This window comes from Endobacterium cereale (assembly GCF_009617585.1).
Lineage (GTDB): Bacteria > Pseudomonadota > Alphaproteobacteria > Rhizobiales > Rhizobiaceae > Neorhizobium > Neorhizobium cereale.
On sequence record NZ_WIXI01000043.1, the window covers coordinates 235,642 to 259,295 of the forward strand.

Annotated in this window: 21 protein-coding genes; 7 read left to right on the forward strand and 14 right to left on the reverse strand. The window is 59.1% G+C overall.

Translation table 11 applies throughout. From position 1 onward, the window contains the following. Positions 1-13 precede the first annotated feature (13 nt). The gene (locus GAO09_RS13695; RefSeq protein WP_235938117.1) at positions 14-973 is read left to right on the forward strand and encodes a YiiG family protein; all 960 of its coding nucleotides are present in this window, start codon (positions 14-16) and stop codon (positions 971-973) included. 54 nt (positions 974-1,027) lie between these two features. Here GAO09_RS13695 and GAO09_RS13700 read toward each other — a convergent pair whose 3' ends face one another. From GAO09_RS13700 to GAO09_RS13720, 5 genes are all read right to left on the reverse strand, one after another. Then, the gene (locus GAO09_RS13700; protein WP_153354552.1) at positions 1,028-1,402 is read right to left on the reverse strand and encodes a hypothetical protein; all 375 of its coding nucleotides are present in this window, start codon (positions 1,400-1,402) and stop codon (positions 1,028-1,030) included. A gap of 130 nt (positions 1,403-1,532) precedes the next feature. Next, complete coding sequence (locus GAO09_RS13705; RefSeq protein WP_153354553.1) at positions 1,533-2,852, reverse strand: alpha/beta hydrolase family protein; 1,320 nt, start codon at positions 2,850-2,852, stop codon at positions 1,533-1,535. Positions 2,853-3,040: 188 nt separating this feature from the next. Then, the gene (locus GAO09_RS13710; RefSeq protein WP_153354554.1) at positions 3,041-3,868 is read right to left on the reverse strand and encodes an aldo/keto reductase; all 828 of its coding nucleotides are present in this window, start codon (positions 3,866-3,868) and stop codon (positions 3,041-3,043) included. A 102-nt stretch (positions 3,869-3,970) separates the two neighbouring features. Then, positions 3,971-5,008: an aldo/keto reductase gene (locus GAO09_RS13715; RefSeq protein WP_153354555.1), complete on the reverse strand. Its 1,038-nt coding sequence runs from the start codon at positions 5,006-5,008 to the stop codon at positions 3,971-3,973. Positions 5,009-5,028: 20 nt separating this feature from the next. After that, entirely contained in the window at positions 5,029-6,216 is a 1,188-nt protein-coding gene (locus GAO09_RS13720; RefSeq protein WP_153354556.1) for an MFS transporter, read from the reverse strand. 117 nt (positions 6,217-6,333) lie between these two features. Between GAO09_RS13720 and GAO09_RS13725 the strand changes: the two genes are divergently transcribed. Beyond that, positions 6,334-7,233 (forward strand): LysR family transcriptional regulator, encoded by a 900-nt coding sequence (locus GAO09_RS13725; protein ID WP_153354557.1) that lies wholly within the window; start codon positions 6,334-6,336, stop codon positions 7,231-7,233. A gap of 28 nt (positions 7,234-7,261) precedes the next feature. Here GAO09_RS13725 and yjfF read toward each other — a convergent pair whose 3' ends face one another. The 8 genes from yjfF to GAO09_RS13765 all read right to left on the reverse strand — a co-directional run bounded on the left by yjfF (position 7,262) and on the right by GAO09_RS13765 (position 17,497). Beyond that, positions 7,262-8,233 (reverse strand): galactofuranose ABC transporter, permease protein YjfF, encoded by a 972-nt coding sequence (gene yjfF / locus GAO09_RS13730; protein WP_153354558.1) that lies wholly within the window; start codon positions 8,231-8,233, stop codon positions 7,262-7,264. Continuing rightward, positions 8,230-9,255 (reverse strand): ABC transporter permease, encoded by a 1,026-nt coding sequence (locus tag GAO09_RS13735; protein ID WP_153354559.1) that lies wholly within the window; start codon positions 9,253-9,255, stop codon positions 8,230-8,232. The genes yjfF and GAO09_RS13735 overlap by 4 nt, the downstream gene beginning before the upstream one ends. After that, a complete protein-coding gene (gene ytfR, locus GAO09_RS13740; protein WP_153354560.1) occupies positions 9,252-10,781 on the reverse strand; it encodes a galactofuranose ABC transporter, ATP-binding protein YtfR in 1,530 nt (509 codons plus the stop codon). Before ytfR ends, GAO09_RS13735 begins: the two co-directional genes overlap by 4 nt. 49 nt (positions 10,782-10,830) lie before the next feature. Further along, a complete protein-coding gene (gene araD, locus GAO09_RS13745; RefSeq protein WP_153354561.1) occupies positions 10,831-11,538 on the reverse strand; it encodes an L-ribulose-5-phosphate 4-epimerase AraD in 708 nt (235 codons plus the stop codon). Positions 11,539-11,542: 4 nt separating this feature from the next. Then, positions 11,543-13,057: an L-arabinose isomerase gene (araA, locus tag GAO09_RS13750; RefSeq protein WP_153354562.1), complete on the reverse strand. Its 1,515-nt coding sequence runs from the start codon at positions 13,055-13,057 to the stop codon at positions 11,543-11,545. Between the two features lie 34 nt (positions 13,058-13,091). Then, positions 13,092-14,753, reverse strand: coding sequence for a ribulokinase (locus tag GAO09_RS13755; RefSeq protein ID WP_153354563.1), 1,662 nt, complete (start codon positions 14,751-14,753; stop codon positions 13,092-13,094). 155 nt (positions 14,754-14,908) lie between these two features. Continuing rightward, on the reverse strand, positions 14,909-15,871 hold the full coding sequence (gene ytfQ, locus GAO09_RS13760; RefSeq protein WP_153354564.1) for a galactofuranose ABC transporter, galactofuranose-binding protein YtfQ: 963 nt from the start codon (positions 15,869-15,871) through the stop codon (positions 14,909-14,911). A 126-nt stretch (positions 15,872-15,997) separates the two neighbouring features. Beyond that, positions 15,998-17,497 (reverse strand): aminotransferase class V-fold PLP-dependent enzyme, encoded by a 1,500-nt coding sequence (locus GAO09_RS13765; RefSeq protein WP_324184907.1) that lies wholly within the window; start codon positions 17,495-17,497, stop codon positions 15,998-16,000. A 98-nt stretch (positions 17,498-17,595) separates the two neighbouring features. Here GAO09_RS13765 and GAO09_RS13770 point away from each other — a divergent pair, with 98 nt between their 5' ends. The 3 genes from GAO09_RS13770 (at position 17,596) to GAO09_RS13780 (ending at position 21,728) form a co-directional block, all read left to right on the forward strand. Then, entirely contained in the window at positions 17,596-18,078 is a 483-nt protein-coding gene (locus GAO09_RS13770) for an Lrp/AsnC family transcriptional regulator (protein ID WP_153354600.1), read from the forward strand. A 313-nt stretch (positions 18,079-18,391) separates the two neighbouring features. After that, positions 18,392-20,578 (forward strand): catalase/peroxidase HPI, encoded by a 2,187-nt coding sequence (katG, locus tag GAO09_RS13775; RefSeq protein ID WP_153354565.1) that lies wholly within the window; start codon positions 18,392-18,394, stop codon positions 20,576-20,578. 286 nt (positions 20,579-20,864) lie between these two features. Continuing rightward, on the forward strand, positions 20,865-21,728 hold the full coding sequence (locus tag GAO09_RS13780) for a DMT family transporter (protein WP_153354566.1): 864 nt from the start codon (positions 20,865-20,867) through the stop codon (positions 21,726-21,728). Positions 21,729-21,773: 45 nt separating this feature from the next. Here GAO09_RS13780 and GAO09_RS13785 read toward each other — a convergent pair whose 3' ends face one another. Continuing rightward, entirely contained in the window at positions 21,774-22,409 is a 636-nt protein-coding gene (locus tag GAO09_RS13785) for a hydrolase (RefSeq protein WP_153354567.1), read from the reverse strand. Between the two features lie 456 nt (positions 22,410-22,865). Here GAO09_RS13785 and GAO09_RS13790 point away from each other — a divergent pair, with 456 nt between their 5' ends. Further along, complete coding sequence (locus tag GAO09_RS13790) at positions 22,866-23,168, forward strand: GNAT family N-acetyltransferase (RefSeq protein WP_153354568.1); 303 nt, start codon at positions 22,866-22,868, stop codon at positions 23,166-23,168. Between the two features lie 211 nt (positions 23,169-23,379). After that, a partial coding sequence (locus GAO09_RS13795; protein WP_153354569.1) for a LysR family transcriptional regulator occupies positions 23,380-23,654 on the forward strand: 275 nt, incomplete at its 3' end.

The window sequence follows — 23,654 nt, forward strand, 5'->3', positions numbered from 1 at the left end:
GGGGTCAAAATCCATGCGGTCTTTTCTGTCGAAGGCGCTTGCCACGGCTGCCATTGCCATTCTCATGCAGGGGCCGCTTGCGGCGCCGATCCTGCTGCCCGCGACCGCTTTTGCGCAATCTGCGACCGCGGCCGAAGACGTCGCGTCCGACGAGGCGATCGACAAGATGAACACCTATGTCGATTTTCTCAACCGCTCGCTGCGCGCATCGGAATCGCTGCAGCGTTACGAAAGCTGGGTCGACATGAAAAAGGGCCCGACCGGCAAGGAGCGCAACGTCTACGGGCTTTATTCGCTCTATGACGTTCGCGACAAGATCGCTGCCGTCGAGGAGGCCGCCAAGGCCGAGCCGAAACTGCCGGAACTCGATGCCGCCATGCTGGCCTATGCGCAGACTTACCAGCAACTGGCGCCGGTGATCGAGAAGGCCAACAAATATTACGAGCGACAGGACTACAAGTCCGACAAGATGGAAGGGGCCAAGGCTTTCCACAAGGAGATCGCGGCGCTTGCCCCCGTCTTCGAGGAGCACCGCGAGGCTGCCGATGCGGCGCTGCGCGTGGAAAAGGTCAAGGTCGATCTCGCTTCGCTGAACGCGCTGGAAAAGGCGGAAGGCAAGAAGTCGCGCTGGCATGTGCGCAATGTCATGCTGCGCGCCGAAGCGATCATGGAACTGCTGCCCAGCAACGAAAAGCCTGTGGTCGACATGGTCGCCTTCAAGCCGGTGCTGGATGCCTATGCGAGTGCCGTGCGCGAATTCGATGATTACGCCATCGAGCATCCGGACAGTTTTCACGTGTTCGAATCCGCTCCGGCTTCGCTTCTGTCGAAACTGCGCGACATCGATGAAAAACTGCAAAAGGCAAAGGGTGACGCCCGCAAGGGCGCCAGCCGCGATCTCGACTGGCTGGTCAACGACTACAACATGATGGTGACCACCTCGCAGTCCGCGACGACGTTTGCCAAGGATTGATATCGACGGCCACACGGCGGCACGTTTTTGTGCTGCCGTGTCCTGTCACGGTCGTCAGGGGCAACGCTTCACAACCCGGAAGATCGAAAACTCACCTTTTGACAGGTCGTAATCGAACTTTCCGTAAGATGTCATGTTGGTTTCGTCGGTAAAACGGGTGAAGCTTTTTCCATCTTCCCATTCGGGTTTGAATATACCCTTGACCAGTTCGATGCCGACCTTGCTGCCGCGTACATAGGTTATGCGCCAGCATGTGCCTGCATAATCAGGCGGCGGCTTTCTCACCACGACATCCCGGTCAGTATCGAAATCGCGGAAAGGCACGATAAAAGCGCCTGATACAACAATGCCTTCGGCATGAACCGGCCCGGCCAGCGTCATGCAAGACAGGGAAATGCCAAATCCCGCCGCAAGTGCCGACCATGGCATGCTTCGCTGTCCAAGTGAACGGTGAGATCTCTGGTTCTCCATGGAAAAATCTGCCCCTTCTATCTTCCGTCGATGGATAGATGGAGCAGGCTTTTGCGGATGCCAGTAAGGCGATGTGGTTGCCTGGTCTTCAGTTGCTGCCGACTGTCGGCTCGAAATCCGGCAACAGCTTGCACGCCTCGTCATAGGTTTTGCGCTTTTCCTCGCAAAGCGCCGCCACCGATTGTTTGGTCGGCTTTTCACCTTTGTCGATCCAGTTCAGCATGGATGAAAATAGTGCCGCATATTGCGGTGTCGACAGTTTTGAGTGTTCGGCCTCGTCGGAAAAATTCTGGACAAGCAGATCACCATTGCCGGCGCGTTCGACCGTCTGGCGATAGATCGCCTCATGATCGACGAAAACGGTTGGATCGTCCTTGGCGTGGAGCGTGATGGTCGGGGCGACGATCTGTCCGGTGAGATCGGCATCATAGGCCATGGCCCGACGCGCCTCCAGATCGGCGGTGAAACGTTCGACGCCCTTGTTCAGTGCCGCGTCGTCGTCGGATCCCTTGTATTCAACCTTGGAATTGTCGAACGGTTTTTTGCCGTCGAGACGGCGCCAGACGATGTCCGAGAAAAGGCCGGTCGCCCAGGAGAGATGCGCAACAAAAGTCTTTTCCGGCACATGCGTGACGGCGAGAATGTTTTTCAGGTTTTTTGTCTGTTCCTGCGTGCGTTTGTCGGGGCTAAGCGACAGGCCGGTGCATTCGTCGACGCGTTTTTCCAGCTCCTTGCGTTTCATCGTTTCGCCTTTTGGCAGACCCTGCCAGACGGGATATTGCGCCTCATCGGCACGCGGATGGTTTTTGCAATAATACTGGTAGACGGCGCGCAGATCTGCCCGGAAATCATAACCACGGCTGCCGCCGGCCAGCAGGCCGCTGGTCAGCACGATGCCGTCGTAGTTTTTGGCGCCGCGCCAGTCGAGCGCGTAAAGCTCGGCGGTCTTGGCCGCGACATTGCCGCCCCAGGACTGGCCGTGAAGAAGCACGTGTTTTGGCTTGCCAAGCAGCCGGATGGCGATGCGGCGGACATTGTCGGTATCGGCTGCCGCCATGCGCACGCCATAGCCTTGGCGGCGATAGTTGGAGCCGGCCCAGGCGTAACCTTCCTGAACGGTGACGGCGAAACGTTCCAGATCTTCCACCGGATCATCCGGTTTCGGCTTGGCCGTGCGTGGGCCGCCATGGGCATGCACGACCAGCGTGCCGTTCCAGTTCTTTGGTTTGGCAATCCAGTAATAGGCGCCGCGCGCGTCTTGGCCGGCAAAACATTCGGTGCCCGCCGGGAGTACTTCCGGGCAGTCTTTTGATGTCGGTTCTGTGCCGCGACGTTGCTGGGCCTCGGCCGGCAGGGCGTTGACGGCGCCGAGCACGAGCGACGGTAAAAGCAGTGTGGTGAAACGCATGAAAAACTCCTCCTGACCCAGCCCACGGATGAAATTATGGCGATGGGCAGGGGAGGCAACGGGCGGTGGGTCGCGAAACTAAGCGAACAAGCGAGCCTTGGCGCGAGTGGGTCATTTCCTTCCCAAACACAAAACGGGACGGGTGGTTTCCCACCCATCCCGCCTTGAAAAGCATTGAGATCGGGGAATTACTTGTCCCAATCCGGAGCCAGATGGCCGGGATTGACGATGCGGCCGTCGGCGCGGGCGAGCTTGTGCACGGCCGCCATTTCCTCTTCCGACAGGGCGAAATCGAAAATCTCGAAATTTTCCGGTAGTCGGCTTTCGGTGGCGGTCTTGGAAAGCGCGATCACGTCCTTCTGCTGCACTGCCCAGCGCAGCACCACCTGTGCAGCGGTCTTGCCATGCTTTGCGCCGATATCCTTCAACGCCTCATCCTTCGGCACGGCGCCATCGGCCATCAGGTAATAGGCGGTTAGCGACATGCCGGTCTTGGCGGCCTCGGCCAGCACCTTGGACTGGTCGAGATAGGGGTGGTATTCGACCTGATTGTTGACGATGGGCGCGTCGGAAAGTTTTACGGCTTCCGCCATCAGTGCCGTCGAAAAGTTCGACACTCCGATGTTTTTTACCTTGCCGGCTTTGCGCAATTCGTTAAGCGCGCCGATGCGCTCAGTCAGCGGCATTTCGCTCTGCGGCCAATGCAGAAGAAGCAGATCGACATAATCGGTCTTAAGCTTCTTGAGGCTTTCGTCGACCGAGGCGATGAAGGCGTCGTGGCCGACACGGTCGACCCAGACTTTTGTAGTCAGAAAAATATCCTGGCGCGGGATGCCGGAATTGGCCAGAACATCGCCGACCGCCTGTTCGTTCTTGTAGATCTGGGCTGTATCGACATGGCGGAAACCAAGTTTTAAGGCCTGCGGCAGGATGCGGTGAACGTCGTCATCCGGCATGCGGAAGGTGCCGAAACCGAGGGCGGGGATGTTGGCGCCGTTTGCGCTGACACTGTGCATAAAAAACTCCTTTGAAAAGGAAGCCCGGCAGGACGCCGGGCTGGATGAGACCCTTTTTACATGGGTCTTTTGACCTGTGGTTCAACCGCAATCTTTTGCGGTTCAGCCTGATATCGGCGGGTTGAGGCGGGCAAAACCCTCCTGCCGGTGGTAGGGAAAATGCGGATAGGGCGGGGTGACGGCGCTTGCCGCATCGAGCCGGGTGATCTGCTCCGTCGTCAGCGTCCAGCCGACGGCGCCGAGGTTTTGACGCAACTGTTCCTCGTTGCGCGCGCCGATGATGACCGACGAGACTGTCGGTCGGGAGATCAGCCAGTTAAGCGCCACCTGCGGCACGCTCTTGTTCGTTTCAGCGGCAATCTCTTCCAGCACATCGACAACGCGGTAGAGATGTTCGTCATCCACCGGCGGGCCAAAACTGGCGGTCTCGTGCAGGCGGCTTTCTGCCGGAATGGGTTTCGAACGGCTGATCTTTCCCGTCAGCCGGCCCCAGCCGAGCGGGCTCCAGACCAGTGCGCCAAGACCCTGATCCTTACCGAGCGGCATCAGGTCCCATTCGTAATCGCGACCGATCAGCGAATAATAGACCTGATTGGCGACATAGCGCGTCCAGCCGTGTTTTTCGGCCGCGGCCAGCGATTTCATGATCTGCCAGCCGGAAAAGTTCGAGACGCCGATGTAACGCAGCTTGCCGTCCTGCACGAGGCGGTCGAGCGTCGAGACGACTTCCTCCACCGGTGTCGAGGCGTCGAACGCGTGCAGTTGAAAAATGTCGATATGGTCGGTGCCGAGCCGTTTCAGCGATGCGTCCACGGCGCCGATCAGGCGGGAGCGTGACGAACCCCAGTCATTCGGCCCGTCGCCGGTCGGCAGGCTGGCTTTTGTCGAGATCAGCACCTCGCCGCGCCGGCCCTTGATTGCCTGTCCCAGCACTTCTTCGGAAGCGCCGCTGGAATAGACGTCGGCGGTATCGAACAGACTGACGCCGGCTTCGAGGCAGATATCGACAAGGCGGCGGGCTTCTTCCACGTCTGTATTGCCCCAGGCACTGAAGAGCGGGCCGGAACCGCCGAACGTGCCGGCGCCGAAGGAGAGGACCGGCACTTTCAGGCCGGATTTGCCGAGATTACGGTATTCCATGACGGTGATCCTTTCTGAATTTATTCGGCCGGTGAAAGCCGGGTGGCATTGCCGTCGGTGCGGCGGTCGAGGCGCATGGCGGCAAGTGCCACGGCAAGAGCGACGATCGGCACGAGACCGGCGACCAGAGTCACGGAGCCGAGGCCCGGCCCGTGGTCGATGACGGCGCCGCCAAGCCATGCACCGATGGCGTTTCCGAGGTTGAAGGCGGCGATGTTGAAGGAGGAGGCAAGGCCTTGGCCGGCGCCTTCCGCCTGTTTCAGAACCCACATCTGCAGCGGTGCGACGGTGGCAAAAGCGGCTGCACCGAACAGGCCGATGGCGATCACCACCAGAACCGGCTGATGAAGTGCGGCCGTCATCGCCATCAGCACGGCGGCAAGCGCCACGAGGCTGCCGATAATGGTCGGGCCGAGATGTCGGTCAGCCAGCCAGCCGCCGAAAAGGTTGCCGATCACGAGGCCGCCGCCGAAAACGAGGAGGATAGGCGAGACGGCGCTTTCCGAAAAACCGGTGATCTCGGTCAGGATAGGCGCGATATAGGTGAAGGCGGCAAACACGCCGACCCAGGAGAGGACGGTGGTCAGAAGACCGAGAATGACACCACGGCGGCCGAGCACGGCAGCGACGCCCTGCGAGGTTTCTTCTGCTGTATCCGAAGGTTTATCCTTGGGCACCAGAAGCGCGATCACGGCAAGGGCGAGAATACCGATGAGGGTGACGGCCCAGAAGGTGGCGCGCCAGCCATAGGCCTGGCCGAGCCATGTGCCGAAAGGCACGCCAAGAATGTTGGCGACGGTGAGGCCGGTGAACATGATGGCGATGGCGGATGCCTTCTTGTTGGGTGCGACAAGGCCGGTGGCAACCACCGAACCGACACCGAAGAAGGAGGCGTGTGCGAAGGCGGTGAGCACGCGGGCGGCCATCAGCGTCCAGTAATCGGGCGCGAGCGCACAGGCGAGATTGCCGATCGTGAAGACCACCATCAGCGCCAGCAGCAAGGTTTTTCGCGGCATCTTGCCGGAGATGGCGGCGAGAACAGGGGCGCCGATGACGACACCAAGTGCATAACCGGAGATCAGAAGGCCGGCGGCGGAGATGGAGACACCGAGATCCTTGCTGACATCGATCAGCAATCCCATGATGACGAATTCCGTGACGCCGATGCCGAAGGCACCGGCCGTCAGGGCGTAAAGAGCGAGAGGCATTTTTCATGTTCCTTGGGAGGAGGGCTGTTTGATGCGTCGCAATATCGTCGCGAAGGACTTGCACCGGTAGCGGCACAGGCGGATAATCATTTGTGAATTGAAGTCACAGGTGATGCGATGGACAACCGTGCCGGCGAAATGGAAGTGTTTGTTCTCGCGGCCGAGCTGAAAAGCTTTTCTGCGGCCGGACGGAGGCTGAAGCTGTCGCCATCGGCGGTCAGCAAGCTGGTGACACGGCTGGAGGATCGGCTCGGCACCCGTCTCGTCGTGCGCTCCACCCGTTTGCTGCAATTGACGCCGGAGGGGGAGACCTATCTTGCCCGTGCTTCCCGCATTCTTGCCGAAATCGCGGATACGGAAGCGGTAGTGGCCGGTGGCGGGCGCATGCGGCCACGTGGACCTTTGTCGGTCAATGCTTCCGTCGGTTTCGGCGAACATCAAATTCTGCCGATGATACGCGATTTCCAGATGCAGTTTCCGGAAGTACAGCTGGATATTACCCTGACCGACGACACCGTGGACCTCATCCGCGAACGTGTCGATATTGCCATCCGCCATGGACCCTTGCGCGATTCATCGCTGATGGCACGGAAACTCGGACAGAGCCGGCAGGTGGTGATCGCCTCGCCGGATTATGTGCGTGAACACGGTGCCCCGAAAACCCCCGACGATCTGCTGCACCACAATTGCATCAACTTCAATTTCCGGCGTGCCGTCGAAGGCTGGCCGTTCCGCGATCCCAAAACAGGCAAGGTGGACGTGCGCCCGGTGGCCGGCGGCCTGAAGGCGTCGACCGGGTCGATCATCCGGCAACTCTGCCTTGATGGTCTGGGTATCGGTCGCGTCGGGCGTTTTCATGTCGAGCCGGATATCGAGAACGGGCGGCTGGTCGTGCTGCTTGAGGATTTCAATCCCGAGGATATCGAGGAAATCCACGCGGTTTATGCCGGCCACGAACATCTGGCCGTGCGTATTCGCGCATTCATCGATTTTCTGGCGAGAAGACTGCAGGGCTGACGTCCTGCAGTCTTCTCGATGCGGAATCTCAGCCGGCCTTCTGCGACCTGTCTTTCGAAAACAGCAGGATTCCCTTCTGCATGGCGACGAAGGAAAAGAGCAGGATGCCGATCAGGATCTTTGTCCACCAGCTGGAAAGCGTGCCGTCGAAGGTGATGTAAGTCTGGATCAGGCCCTGGATGGCAATGCCGATAAAAGTTCCGGCCACGAAACCGACACCGCCCGACAGAAGCGTGCCGCCGATTACCACGGCCGCGATCGCATCCAGTTCCACGCCGACTGTCGCCAGCGAATAACCGGCGGAGGTATAGATCGAATAAACGATACCCGACAGACCGGCGAGAAGACCGGACACCGCATAGATGGCGATCGTCGTGCGGGCGACATCCACGCCCATCAGTTTTGCGGTCGCAACACCGCCGCCGAGTGCGTACACGTTTGCGCCGAAGCGGGTGCGATGAGCGATGACGATGCAGACCAGAAAGGTGACGATCATGGCCGCGCCGATCAGCGTAAAGCGACCGCCGCCGGGAAGCCGCAGATACCAGTCCTGCAAGGTTTCATAGAATGGATGTTTGATCGGGATGGAATCGATCGACACCACGAATGCGAGACCGCGCGCCAAAAACATGCCGGCCAGCGTGACGATGAAGGCCGGCATGTCGAGATAGTGGATGATCGCGCCCATGAGTGCGCCGAAGGCGGTGGTCATCACCAGCACGATCGCGAAGGCCAGCAGCGGATGGATCGATGTCGTTGCGAGGATCATCGCCAGAAAGATGCTGGTAAAGGCGATGACGGAACCGATGGAAAGGTCGATGCCGCCCGACAGGATGACAAAAGTCATGCCGACGGCCGCGATGCCGAGAAACGCATTGTCCGTCAGCAGATTGCCGATGACACGCGTGGAAAACATGGGCGGAAACTGAAAGGTGCTGGCGATATAGGCGATGATGAAGATCGCGAGCGTCGCAAGAAGCGGCAGGTAACGCTGGCTCATTGTTGCGCTCCTTTCGGGGCTGCGACGGGGGCCGGGCGCGTTCTGTTGACGAAGCTCAAAAGCGTTTTGGCTTCCGGTGACTGGATGATGAGGATCACCACTACGATCGCGGCCTTGATGATCAGGTTGAACTGCGGCGGAAAGCCGGAGAGCAGGATGCCGGTGTTTATCGCCTGAATGATCATCGCGCCGAGCAGCGAGCCGATAATGCTGAAGCGGCCGCCGAGCAGTGACGTGCCGCCGACCACGACGGCGAGGATCGCATCCAGTTCCAGCCAGAGCCCGGCATTGTTGGCATCGGCACCACGGATATCGGCCGCAATGGCAACGCCTGCGATCGAGGCGCAGATGCCGGAGAGGATATAGGCGGCGATCAGCAGGACCGGCGCGTTGACGCCGGCCAGCATGCTGGCGCGCCGGTTGATGCCGACCGCTTCGATCAGCATGCCGAGCGCCGACCGGCGTAGAACGAGGGTGACGAGAGTTGCAAACACCACCCAGATGACGATGGGCACCGGCAGGCCGAGGAAGGCGCCGCTGCCCACGAATGCCAGTGAGGGATCGTCGAAAGTCAGGATGGCGCCCTCGGTGATCAACTGGGCGATACCGCGTCCCGCCACCATCAGGATCAGGGTTGCGATGATCGGCTGGATATTGAGAAAGGCGACAAGCACGCCGTTCCACAGTCCGCAGATCACGCCGACACTGAGGGCCAGGAAGAGCGTGGTGGCGATTGGCTGTCCCTGTACACTGGCGGAAGCCGCGACTGCGCCGCAGATTGCCATGACAGCGCCGACCGAAAGGTCGATACCCTTGGTGGCGATCACCACCGTCATACCTATGGACAGGAGTGCGACGGGTGCGCCGCGGTTGAGGACGTCGATAAGGCTGCCATAGGCGCGGCCGTTCTGGAATGTCAGGCTGAAAAAGGCGGGAAAGACAAGCCAGATCAGAAAGAGGATCGCGCCGAGCGCAATCAGCTGGGGCGCCAGTCGGCGTAAAAGAGAAACCCTGTCACTCATGCGACCTGTGACCTCTCTGGTTGTGATGGCCGGGCTGCGATGGCGTTGATGATGTGGGTGGTGGTGATCTCCTCGTCGCTCAGTTCCGCCACATGCTGGCGGTCGCGCAGCACGAGAACGCGCGAGGAATAGGTGACCAGCTCGTCGAGTTCCGAGGAGATGACCAGTAGCGACATGCCATCCGCGCAGAGGTTTTCGATTAGACGGATGATCTCTCCATGCGCACCGACATCAATGCCGCGCGTGGGTTCGTCGAGGATCAGGAATTCGGGATTGGTGGCGAGCCAGCGGGCGAGAATGGCTTTTTGCTGGTTGCCGCCGGAGAGCAGGCGGATGGATTTTTCACGATCGGTGGTGCGGATGTCGAGCGCCTTGATGTATTGATCGGCCAGCGCGTTCTGCTGCGTGCGGGAAACCGGCTTCCACCAGCCTTGGCGGGCTTGCAGGGCGAGCGCGATGTTTTCACGTATCGAAAGGTCTCCGACGATACCATCGACCTTGCGGTCTTCGGGGCAAAAGCCGAACCGCCTTGCGATGGCGGCGCGTGGGGAGTTTACCGAAACCACCGAGCCATCGATTGTGGCTTTCGAGCCGCTATCCGGTGCCTTCAGCCCGAACAGCAGTTCTGCGGTTTCGGTCCGACCCGAGCCGAGAAGCCCTGCAATGCCGACCACTTCGCCGCGATGGACTAAGAGGTCGAAGGGTTTGATCGTGCCCGCCTTGCCGTAGTTTTCGAACCGGTATCGCGGCTCGGAAAGCTGTTCGGATTTCCGGTGCGAGGATTTCGAGAGTTCCTGTAATTCGTGCCCCAGCATCAGGGTCACGAGTTCCTGTCTCGGCAGCGTTGCCGTTTCGCGCGTGGCCACCAGCCGGCCATTGCGCAGAACGGTGATGCGATCGGAAAGCGTATAAACCTGTTCAAGGAAATGGGTGATGAAGATGATGCCGAGACCCTTGGCTTTCAGGTCGCGAACGATGGCGAACAGCATCTCAACTTCCCTGGCATCGAGGCTGGCCGTCGGTTCGTCCAGGATCAGCACCTTGCCGGACAGATCGACTGCACGGGCTATGGCGATCACCTGCTGCACGGCCACCGAATAGCTGTCGAGGCTGGCGGAGACATTGATGTCGAGCCCGTATTTCGCCAGCAGCGCGCGGGCATTCTCCTTCATCGCGCTCGACCGGATGAGGCCGAAGCGGCGCGGCTGACGTCCCAGAAAGAGATTTTCGGCCACCGACAGGTTCGGCAGCAGGTTCACTTCCTGATAGACCGTGCCGATGCCGAGTGCCTGCGCGCAGAGCGGGTTTTTCGGGTCGATCGGCTCGCCGTCAAGCGTCACCGTGCCGCCATCGCGGCGATAGGCGCCGGTCAGGCATTTGATCAGAGTCGATTTGCCGGCGCCGTTTTCACCCAGCAGCGCGTGAACCTCTCCCCGCCGCAGGGAAAAATTCACGCCATCGAGAGCCTTGGCGCCCGGAAAGATCTTGGTGATCCCGGTTGCCGATAGAATTGCGTTGTCGTCCATACGAAATGCCTCCTCCCCGAGTTCCGTCGATCTGCTTTGGTGCAATCGTTCAGGTCGGTGGCGGCTTCTGGCCGTAATAGGCGTTCGGGCCGTGTTTGCGCTGAAAGTGTTTGGTCAGCAGTTCCGTCTCGATCTGCGGCAGGGATGGCGCCAGTTGCAGCGACATGATCGCCATCTGTGCGATACATTCCACCGCAACGGCGACTTCGACGGCTTTCGCGACGCTCACACCCCAGGTGAAGGGTGCATGCCTATTCACCAGCACGCCGGGCAGATCGAGCGGATCGATATTGCCGATACATTCGACGATGACATTGCCGGTTTCCCATTCATAGGCGGTGGAAATTTCCTGCGGCGTCATCTTGCGGGTTACCGGAACGTCGCCGTTGAAATAGTCGGCATGCGTGGTGCCGAAGATCGGGATGGCGCGACCGGCCTGCGCAAAGGCGGTGGCGTGCGAGGAATGGGTGTGCACCACGCCGCCGATCTGTGGATATGCTGTCAGCAGCCGCCGATGTGTCGGCGTGTCGGAGGAGGGATTGAGTTTGCCCTCCACTCGTTCGCCCTCGAAATCGACGATCACCATGTCTTCCGGGCGCAGATCGTCATAACCGACCCCACTCGGCTTGATGGCGAACACGCCACGCTTGCGATCCACCGCACTGGCATTGCCGAAGGTGAGGTTGATCAGTCCTTTGGCGGGAAGCGCGATATTGGCCTCGTAGGCTTCCCGTTTGAGTTCCTTGTAATGCGCCATGGTCTCAAGCCCGGATGCCGCGTGCGAAGTGGTAATAGACTTCGTTGTTGCGCAGATCCTGCTTGAAGGCGGACAGAGTCGTATCGTCGTTGATCACCGCCAGTTCGATGCCGGCAATGGTGGCGAAATCCTCCAGCATCTCGGTGGTGACGTCGTAGCTGTAGGCGGTGTGATGCGCGCCGCCGGCGAGTATCCAGGCGGCAAGCGCCGTCTTGAAATCCGGTTTGCATTGCCAGACGGCGCGCGCCACCGGCAGTTTCGGCAGGTCGGGATGGTCGATCGATTGCACCTCGTTGACGAGCAGGCGGAAGCGATTGCCGAGATCGATCAGCGTCGCATTGAGGGCCGCACCCTTCACCGAATTAAAGACCAGACGGACCGGGTCATCCTTGCCGCCGATGCCGAGTGCGTGGATCTCGACGCTTGGTTTTCCCGCCGCGATCGTCGGGCAAACTTCCAGCATGTGCGAGCCAAGCACCGCTTCCTCGCCTTCTGCGAGATTATAGGTGTAATCCTCCATGAAGGAGGTGGCGCCGCTCATGCCTTCACCCATCACTTTCAGGGCGCGAACGAGGGCGGAGGTTTTCCAGTCGCCTTCGCCAGCAAAACCGTAACCCGATGCCATCAGACGCTGCGGCGCCATGCCCGGCAACTGGGTGAGGCCATGCAGGTCCTCGAATGTGGTCGTGAAACCCTTGAAGCCACCGGCTTCGAGAAAACGGCGAAGCCCGAGTTCCTGACGTGCATTGTAGAGCAGCGCGTCGTGCTTCGGACCGGCCTTGCGCAGTGCCGGGACAACCGAATAGAGCGTTTCATAGTCTGCGGCGAGAGCGGCGACATCGGACTGGCTGACGGCGTTGATCGCGGCGACAAGGTCTCCAATACCAAAACCATTGACCGAAAAACCGAAGGCCATTTCGGCGGACACCTTGTCGCCATCGGTGACAGCCACATACCGCATGTTGTCGCCAAAGCGGCAAAAGCGGCCGCCCTGCCAGTCATGCCAGGCGCGCACGGCCCGCATCCAGGCATCGATCCGCGTATGGACTTCCGGATCGGACCAATGACCGACCACGACCTTGCGACCGAGGCGCAGGCGCGTGTGCAGGAAGCCGGCTTCCCGGTCGCCGTGGGCGGCCTGATGCAGGTTCATGTAATCCATGTCGATGGTCGACCACGGGAGATCGCGTTCGAACTGGGTGTGGAGATGCATGAACGGCTTGTTGAGCTGCGTCAGGCCTCTGATCCACATCTTCGCGGGCGAGAATGTGTGCATCCATAAAATCAAACCGGCGCATTCTGGATCGGCATTGGCCTTGATGCACAAATCGGCGATTTCGTCCGTCGTCTTCACGATCGGCATCGAAACGATCGGCAGAGGGAACTTACCCGCCGCATCCAGCTCCGAGGCGATTTTCTGCGCATTGTCGGCGACCTGCTCCAGCGTTTCAGGCCCGTATAGATGCTGGGAACCGCAGACAAACCAGATCTTTGCCGGTTTCAAACCAATGATTGTCATTTCTTGCTCCATATGTCTTGTGGCGCAGCGCGCCTTATCTGTTTGCCGCGTGTTTCAGGTCGATCAGGTCCTTCATCAGGCGGGTCAGATCCGCCGATGGTTCAAGCCCGCCAAAGCTGTCGTGAAGTTGCCGGTAGAGCGCGTAGAGCCGGTCATAGGTCTCGCGGTTTTCGGCGATCGGCACATATTGCGCTTCCCGAACCGAGGTCATCGCCTCCTGCGCGACGGTAAAGCTGGGATGGAATTGCGCCATCACGGATGCGGCGACGGCCGCACCGAGCGCGCAGGTCTGGCTGGATGTCGCAACCTGCATGACGCAGCCCGTCACATCGGCATAGATCTGCATCAGCATCGGGTTCTTTTCGGCAATGCCGCCGGTGCAGACGACGCGATCGATCTTCACCCCGTTTTCGCGAATACGCTCGATAATGGCGCGGGCGCCAAACGCGGTCGCCTCCACCAGCGCGCGATAGATTTCCGCTTTCGATGTATGCAGCGTCTGGCCGAGAATGAGACCCGACAGTCGCTGATCGACCAGAATCGTGCGGTTGCCGTTGTTCCAGTCGAGCGCGAGCAGTCCCGACTGGCCCGGCTTCAAGTCCTGCGCTTCGCGGGTGAGTTCCGCATGCAGGTCCTTGGAACCATCGCAGATTTCCTCGACCCACCATTTGAACAGGTCGCCGACTGCGGATTGCCCGGCCTCGATGCCGTAAAACCGTGGCAGGATGGAGCCCTCGACAATGCCGCATATGCCCGGAATTTCGGCCACACCGTGATCGACGGGAACCATGGCACAGTCGCAGGTGGACGTGCCGATGACCTTGACCAGCGTGCCTTCCCTGATGCCGCTGCCGATCGCACCGTAATGCACGTCGAAGGCGCCAATCGCGATCGGAATGCCCTCCGGCAAGCCGAACTCCGCCGCCCACTCGCCGCAGAGCCAGCCTGCAGGGCTTGAGGCATCCTGCGCCCAGTCATAGAGCCTGTCCCGCAACGCTCCAATCTTCGGGTCGAGCATGGACAGGAATTCCCTGTCGGGCAGGCCGCCCCATTTCCGGTTGTAAAGCGCTTTGTGGCCGGCCGCGCACATGCCGCGCTTGATGCGCTGCGCGTCCTTCTTGCCGGCCAGAATCGAGGGTATCCAGTCCGCCAGTTCCACCCATGAATAGGCGGCATCGAAGACATCGGGCGCGACATTGAGGCAATGCCAGATCTTTGCCCACCACCATTCGGAGGAATAGGTCGAGCCGCATATCGCGATGTAGTGCGGGCGATGTTCGGCAGCGATGCGGGTGAAATCTTCCGCTTCCTGCCAGCTGGTGTGATCCCGCCAGAGCCAGCAATGCGCGTTGAGATTGTCGCTGAAGCGCGGATCGAACGCGAGCGGTACATTGTGTTCGTCGATCGGCAGCGGGCTGGAGCCTGTCGTGTCGACGCCGATTCCAACGATCTGATCCCGGCTGAATGCGGGATCGCGCTCCGCTTCCACGAGCGCCTGTGAAACCGATTGGCGCAGGCCGAGAAGGTAATCCCGCGGGTTCTGCCGGGCGAGAAGATCATTGCCCTCATCGAGCAGAATTCCCTGCCTGCCGCTCGGATAATCGACGACGCCCAACCCGAATTCCTTGCCGTCAGAGCAGCGAACCACGATTGCGCGGACGGAATTCGTCCCAAAGTCTATGCCGATAGAAAACATCTGAAACCGTCTCGAATTTGAAAATTGAAGTCAGCCGAAAACCGGGCGGCTCGACGAGGAGCCACCGCGAATGTTTTGATGTGAGAGAAGCGCTGGAGCGCTGGCCAGGGTCATCGGTCCCGGGAGGTGGCCGATGACCCTCGTTTGGAGCGTGTTTAGTACCCGAGGCCCTTTTTCAGCTCGTAGACCTTCAACGGTTCATCCTGCTGGGTGAAAAGCTTGGATTCCGTCTGGATCCATTTTGCCGGTTCTTTCTTGCCCTTGAGGAAGGCATCGAGTGCGTCGAAGGCCGGCCCCGCCATGTTCGGCGTCAGTTCGACGGTGGCGTTGGCCTCACCGGCAGCAAGCGCCTTGAAAATGTCCGGAACGGCGTCGATGGAGACGACAAGGATGTCCTTGCCCGGTTTGAGCCCTGCTTCCTTGATCGCCTGAATGGCGCCGACGGCCATGTCGTCGTTATGAGCATAAAGCGCGCAGATGTTCTTGCCGCCGTTTTCGGCCTTCAGGAAACTTTCCATGACTTCCTTGCCCTTGGCGCGGGTGAAGTCTCCGGTCTGGCTGCGAACGATCTTGAAATTGCCATGCGCCTTGATCGCGTCGTCAAACCCCTTCTTGCGATCGATCGCCGGGGACGAGCCGGTCGTGCCTTGCAGTTCAACGACATTGCAGGGCTTGTCGCCAACGGTTTTGACAAGCCAATCGCCGGCCACCTTGCCTTCGTAGACGGTGTCAGACGTGACGGCGGTGAAATAAAGCGACTTGTCGCTATCGACCGTGCGGTCCAGAAGCACGACAGGAATTTCGGCTTCCTTGGCTTCGGAAAGTACCGCATCCCAGCCCGTTGCGACGACTGGCGCAATCAGGATCGCATCGACGCCCTGCGCGATAAACGAGCGCACGGCCTTGATCTGGTTTTCCTGCTTTTGCTGGGCATCGGAGAATTTCAGGTCAATGCCGCGCTTTTCGGCTTCCTGCCTGGTCACGGTCGTTTCGGCGGCACGCCAGCCGGATTCCGAGCCGATCTGTGAAAAGCCAACCGTTAGTCCGGCAGCCTGCGCACTTCCAAGCGCGGTGCCGGCCAGAAGCGCGACACAAGCGAAGCTGGTCCAGTATTTCATCGTCCTCTCCTCCATAATTGCCGATCCCTTCGGTAATTATGGAGAAATAATCATACTATTCGTTCGCCAAATAGTAGATCTGTCAATTCACTCATCGTTAAAGTTGCGACATTTTGTCTACGTTTCTCATGCCATGGCGTGAGTGACTTTTGAGGTTTGCGGCGGACGTGGGAAAAAAATCGCCCGGCTGGGATCGACATCGTAATGCGGTTCGAATGTTGTTGCGTCCGCAGCAAGTTGCGCAACGGATTCGAGAATGAAACGCACCTTTTCGTCGGGCAGAAGCACACTGAAGTTGAGACGGATGAAGCCTGGCTTGCTGATTTCGTCACCGGAGAGAATTGCCTGTCTTATTGCCTCCGATTGCTCGGTGTCGATTGACAGGAGGCGATGGACATAGGGGCCTGCGCACGCGCAACCGCCGCGCGCCTGGATGCCGAAGCGATCGCTGAGCATTCGGGTAACCAGTTGCTGATGAACATAGCCTCCGATGCCGTTTCTGACCCGGAAGGAAAAGATCGGCAGCCTTTCGGCATCAGCGGATCCAAGAATCTCGATCTGCGGGATATCTTTCCACGCGTGGCGGGCACGATCAACGAGTTCACGATTGCGCGAAGCCATGCGTGCGGCACCGATCGCATCCTTGACGATGAAGGCAAGGGCGGCGCGAATGTCGCCAACGACATTGGGCGTCCCGGCCTCCTCGCGGGCTTCGACATTGTCGCTGTAATCATGGGCCAGCGGAGACACGAATTTCACGGTTCCACCGCCCGGCCATGATGGCTTTTGCGTCGCAAGCGCATCACGACGCAGGATCAGCACGCCGGAGGCCCCCGGGCCACCAATAAACTTATGCGGCGATACGACGATTGCATCGATCTGCTTGTCAGGGGCAGGAGACATGGCGATCGGTAAATAGGGGCCGCCGCCTGCGTAATCCCAGATCATTTTTGCACCGGCCGCCTTCACCATGGCCGTGATCCTGGCCACGTCGCTGACGATGCCGGTAATGTTCGATGCTGCCGACATGGCACAGATCGTCAACGCGGCAGTATTGTCTTGAAGCGCCTTGGCGAGCAATTCCAGGTCGGGGCCGCCTGCGGCATGCTCATCGATCTCGATGAGTTCCGCGCCACTTTCCCGCCAAGGCAGAATGTTGGAATGATGTTCATAAGGCCCGACGATCACCCGGACATGACGACCCGCCGCCACAGCATCGGAAACGCCAAAGAGCTTGACGAGCCGATTGATGCCCGAAGTGGCGCCCGACCCGGTGAATATCACTGCGTGTTCATTTTTGGCGCCGCAGGATTTGCCGATCACCGCACGGGCTTCCCGCCGCAGACGGGTCATGAACCCTCCGCAATAGGAGGCTTCCGTATGGCTGTTGGCGTAATACGGCAGGACTTCATCAAGGATAAAGCGTTCGACCTGATGCAGCGCGCGTCCGGAAGCAACATAATCCGCATAAACCAGCAGCTTCTCACCATAGGGGCCGGCGATCTTTGCCTTTGAGCCGACGAGCCCGTCATTCAGCGACACGATCACATCGCCTCTACCAAGGCTTTGGCGAAAGTTTTCCAGAGGTGTTGCTGTCAATGCGGTCACTGGGCTGGCGGCGTCCACGGTCAATCTCCTCAATACCGAAATTGACAGCAATCATATCCCGGTTCAGGATCAAACGCGGTCTTATTTATAACGAATCTTCCGGGAAATTGGGTCATATGAACGATGCTAATGTCAAAATAGATGATTTTGATATGAAGATTCTGAGTTTTCTTCAAAAGGATGCCAGTCTGTCCCAGCGTGAACTGGCCGAGAGGATAGGTCTCTCGCAAAATGCATGCTGGAGGCGATTGCAGCGGCTACAGGAACTCGGCTTGATCGGCGAGGCGCATAGTACGATCGACCTCAAGGCATTGGGTTTCGATCTCACGGTCTTCGTGATGATCCGCACACGCCATCATTCCAAGGAGTGGAGTGAGGGTTTCCGTGCCCATGTTGAGCGTTTGCCGGAGGTGATCGATTTTTATCGCATCGGCGGCGACTGGGATTATCTGATCAAAGTCGTGACCAAGGGCATGTCAGGTTACGATGCCTTCTACCAAAAGCTTATCACCGACTTCGATCTGGCGACCGTGACCGGCTTCTTCTCCATGGAGGCGATCATCAACAATCGCCCGGTCGATCTGATGCGATTGAGATAGTTCGCCGGACGGCTACGGACGGATTTTTCTCCGCCCCAACAAAAAGTTGCCACCTGACAATTCCTGCTTTTACGGATTTCCCCGAAGATCATGTTTCGATCGTAAAATCCTATCGATACGATCGATAAATACGAATTAAGCCGATCGATCTCGTGCGCTAGGAACGTTGTCGGGAAGAGATTGCCACCTGCCAGCCGGACCATACATTGCATGGATGACCCGGCTTACCCATCGCTCCGCTTTAAACCGGAAACGATGGGGCCGGCGCTGCGTTTCCCCCATAGTGCTTGTCCGAGCAACCAAGGAGAATGTCATGGACACGAAAACAGACACCACGGGCCAGTGTCCCGTCGCACATGGTGCCACCCCGCGTGGCCACTCCAACCGCGACTGGTGGCCGAACCAACTGAACGTGCAAATTCTCCATACCCATTCCTCGCTCTCCGATCCGCTCGGTGAAGCATTTGATTACGCGGAAGAATTCAAGAAGCTAGATCTCGAGGCTGTGAAGCAGGATCTGCATGCCCTGATGACCGACAGCCAGGATTGGTGGCCGGCGGATTTCGGCCATTATGGCGGCCTTTTTATCCGCATGGCATGGCATTCGGCCGGCACCTATCGCATTACCGATGGACGCGGCGGCGCCGGCATGGGCCAGCAGCGTTTTGCACCGCTCAACAGCTGGCCGGATAACGTCAATCTTGACAAGGCTCGCCGCCTTCTGTGGCCGATCAAACAGAAATACGGCAACAGCATTTCCTGGGCCGATCTTCTGATCCTCACCGGCAATGTCGCTCTGGAATCCATGGGCTTCAAAACCTTCGGTTTTGCCGGCGGTCGTGCCGATGTCTGGGAACCTGAAGAGCTCTATTGGGGACCGGAAGGTACCTGGCTGGGTGACGAGCGCTACAGTGGCGAGCGTGAGCTTTCCGAACCACTCGGCGCCGTGCAGATGGGTCTCATCTACGTCAACCCGGAAGGCCCGAGCGGCAATCCTGATCCGCTTGCATCCGCCCGCGATATCCGTGCCACCTTTGCCCGTATGGCGATGAATGACGAGGAAACCGTGGCGCTGGTGGCCGGTGGCCATACGTTCGGCAAGACGCATGGTGCCGGCGATCCGTCCTTTGTCGGCATCGATCCGGAAGGCGATGAACTGGAAGCGCAGGGCCTCGGCTGGAGCAGCAAGTTTAACAGCGGCGTCGGCCGTGATGCCATCGGCAGTGGCCTCGAAGTCACCTGGACGCAGACACCGACCCAGTGGAGCAATTACTTTTTCGAAAACCTCTTCGCTTTCGAATGGGAACTGACGAAAAGCCCGGGCGGCGCGCATCAGTGGGTGGCCAAGAACGCCGAAGCCTCGATCCCGGACGCTTTCGATCCGTCAAAAAAGCAGCTGCCGACCATGCTGACCTCTGACCTGGCGCTGCGTGTCGACCCGATCTACAAAAAGATCTCGCGCCGTTTCCTCGAAAATCCGGCGGAATTCGCGGACGCCTTCGCCCGCGCCTGGTTCAAGTTGACCCACCGCGACATGGGGCCGAAAGCGCGTTATCTCGGGCCTGAAGTGCCGGCTGAAGATCTGATCTGGCAGGATGTCGTGCCGGCCGTCGATCATCCTTTAGTCGATGAAGTCGATATCGCTTCGCTGAAGGAAAAGGTGCTTGCGTCCGGTCTTTCCGTGCAGGAACTGGTGTCGACCGCATGGGCTTCGGCCTCCAGCTTCCGCGGTTCCGACAAGCGCGGCGGCGCCAATGGCGCGCGTATCCGCCTTGCGCCGCAGAAGGACTGGGAAGTCAACCAGCCGGCGCAGCTTGCCAAGGTTCTGGGCGTGCTCGAAGGCATTCAGCAGGCGTTCAACGCGGTACAGACCGGCGGCAAGAAGATTTCGCTGGCTGACCTGATCGTGCTGGCCGGTGCCGCCGGCGTCGAAAAGGCGGCAAAGGCCGGTGGTCACGACATCGTCGTGCCGGTCACGCCGGGGCGCGCCGATGCATCCGATGCGCAGACGGATGTGGAGTCTTTTGCGGCCCTTGAGCCGCGTGTCGATGGTTTCCGCAACTATGCGAACGAAAAACGCATCCAGTTCATGAAGGCCGAAGAAGCGCTCGTCGACCGCGCGCAACTGTTGACGCTGACGGCACCGGAAATGTCAGTGCTTATCGGTGGCCTGCGCGTGCTCACCGTCGGTCAACCGAAACACGGCGTGTTCACAAATCGGCCGGAAGCCCTGACAAACGATTTCTTTGTCAACCTGCTCGACATGGGCACCGTCTGGAGCCCGCTTGCCGGGTCAAACGGTCTTTATGAAGGCCGTGATCGCAAAAGCCACGAGCTGAAATGGACCGGCACGCGCGTCGATCTGATCTTCGGTTCGCACTCGCAGTTGCGTGCCATTGCCGAAGTTTATGGCCAGTCGGATACGAAGGGAAAGTTCGTTCGTGACTTCGTGTCGGCCTGGAACAAGGTGATGAACGCAGACCGTTTCGATCTTCTCTGATCGATAACCCCGCCCGGACGCGCACCCCTGGCGTCCGGGCATTTCTTCATCGCTCATCTGATATTCTTGTATTTCAGTCTGGACGATAGTTTTCTCATTCGTCATATTCGCCCCGCGTCCTACAAGGAGGGGGTTCGAGCAGGCGCTTGTACGCGCGCCGCTTTTCGTTTCTTCCTCGCGTGCCCTTTGCAAAGCGATTCGGAGACGAGATGTCCGCTTACCCAGCATACCGGTTCCATCGGCGCGCTTTTGCGAATACGTCGTCTTCCGGACAGGTCGCGACCATATGACCACCAATCGTACTGGTCTTGCCATTGCCATCATGGTTCTGGCGGCATGCCTCAACAGTCTCGATGCGGTGATCGTTCGCCTTCTGGCAGGCCAGGTGCATCCGTTGATGATAGGCTTTTTCCGCTCGTTTTTCGGCCTCATCGCGGTGATGCCGTGGATCATCCGTGGCATCGATCTCAAGGCATCACCCTTCCGCACCCTGCATGCTCTACGCGCCGGCTTGAAACTGCTGGCCTTGGTCTGTCTTTTCGTGGCTTTTGCCCATGCTCCGCTTGCCGATGCGACGGCCATCAACTTTACCATGCCTATCTTTCTGGTTCTGGGCGCATGGCTGTTTCTTGGAGAAAAGGTCGGTCGCGGAAGCATTTTTGGTGTCATTGCCGGGTTCGTCGGTGTGATGATCATCATCCGGCCAAGCGGCGATCAGGGCTTTGATCCCTGGCTGCTGTTTGCGCTGGCCGGCGCCGTCCTGACCGCTTCAAGCCAATTGCTTCTGCGCCGCATGGCTTTGCGAGACACGACCGACCGGCTGGTGGCATGGAATCTCATCACCATGGTGCCGCTGGGACTGATTATCATGTTGCCGGTCTGGTCCATGCCTACATGGACTCAACTAGGGCTGCTTGCGCTGCAAGGCGTGCTTGGAGCTTTCAATATGGCCATCATCACCCGGGCCTTCGCCATGGCCAATGCCAGCGTGCTGGCGCCTCTGGATTTTCTTCGCCTGCCCGTTGTGGCGCTAATGGCGTTTCTGATCTTTTCAGAAATTCCAATCATTCAGATGTGGATCGGCGCTGCCGTGATCATTGGTGCGACCATTGTCGCAACCGGCGGGGGGGCGCGGCGTCGCAGTCGATAACGATGCGGCGATGGCGTCCACCATCGCCGCATCATCGGGTTTACCTTAAGCAGCTTGATGGGCTTTTTCGGGATTGAACCCGTCGGCATTGTCAAACACGCCCATGAAGCCCGGAACCGTTGCTTCGCGCGCCCAGTCGCGCTGGAGTTCGCAATACATCTGAACGCGGCTGATCAACTTGGCTCCAGCTTGTTCGACGCGGCGCAACGCTGCCTCGTGTGCAGCCAGCGAAGTGCCGCCGACCGCATCCACGGGAACATAGACCTCGTAGCCTTCTTGCATTGCGTCAAGCGCTGGAAAGGTCAGGCAGGCTTCTGTCCAAAGCGCCGTCATGATGAGTTTGCGGCGACCGGCCGCCTTGACGGCCTGCTTGAACTCGGTGTCCTCCCAGCTGTTGATCGAGGTTCTGTCATAGGTAGGCAGGTGGCCGATCACCTCCTGCAGTTCCTGGATCGGGGGCTTGTTGCGGCCGGTTTTGACATTCACGGTCGAGTGGATGATCGGCAGATTGTAATTCACTGCTGCCTTGACCGTGCTGACGATATTGAAAACCAGTTCGTCGCGTGGAATTGAACGGATCGACGAGACCTGGATCGGTTGATAGTCAATGATGATGAGTGCGGAATTTTCCGGTGTCAGAAGGATATCGGTGTTCGGGTTGCGGATTGTTTCACTCGTCATGATAGGTCCTCCTTTTATATATTCGCGCTGAAAATGGGCGAGATGCATCATCAAGTGAAAAGGGCAGCGCGTAGCTTTGGCAGGCAACGACGCTGCCGTATTGGCGGTCAGTCCTTGATGATGCTGGGCCGGCTTTGCGCTGGAAACGTTAGCGCGGCATCAACGGTCGCTGTAGTCGCGATATTTGGAAAACTGTGTCACGTGAAGAGGAACGCGGATGTAGCGTCGCTGCCCTTGACAAGTCGGGCCTGCACACCGGTCGATATGACGCCGCAAGAGTCACCGACAACACAACAACTGGGCATGTATCGATACCGGTTCGGTGTTCCCCGATGCGGGACACACTGTTCCCGCCGTCCACGCTAGCGGTGCCTGGACGGGGATGGCAGTCTCGATTTTTCAAGTAATCGCGGTCGATCATCTATCGGCCAGCTGAAAAACCACGGAGGAATTGGCATGGAAAGCAAGACCGAAGAACAACATGTCGAGCGGGAAGATGGCCCAGCGAAGGGGCGATATCGTGTTGCGATCGGCCAGGACGAAGCCGAGATGACCTATAGTCGTGCAGGCAAAGGCCGCATCATTATAGATCATACCTTCGTTCCCGCCGCTCTACGTGGCCAGAAGGTCGGAGAACGGCTGGTTCGCCAGGCGGTGGAGGATGCCCGGAGCGAGGGGATTGCCATCATCCCCTTGTGCCCATTTGCGAAGGCGCAAATGGAGCGCCATCCGGAATGGCAGGACGTTCTTTCGCGATAACTGCGGTCTGTTTGGTATCGCGCAGACGCACTGCCGTCCTATGTCGTCGCGAAACGGCAAGCACAGGATTTCCATCCTCGACCCAATCGGTGCTTAGCGTTTGTCCGCGGTTTGAAAACAGTTTGCGCAATCCATGGTTGCGGTGATAATTTTCGCGTATTGTCGTGAAAGCCGGCTCGAATGATGATGTGGTGGGAGAGGACGTCAGTATTTGGATACCGATGATCTGCGAACGTTTCTCGAAGTCGCCGATGCAGGTGGCGTTGCGCCCGCAGCACAGCGGCTCGGCATCTCAAAATCGATGGTGAGCCGTGGATTGGGCCGGCTCGAAACGGCACTCGGCGCGCCGCTTCTGGTGCGCACCACGCGGGGCATGTCGCTAACCGAAGCCGGTATGACATTCTACCAACACGCAACCAAGGTTTGCTACGAGATTCATGTCGCCAAACAAACGATCCTGCCCGCCGGGGAATTGCGCGGGCTTTT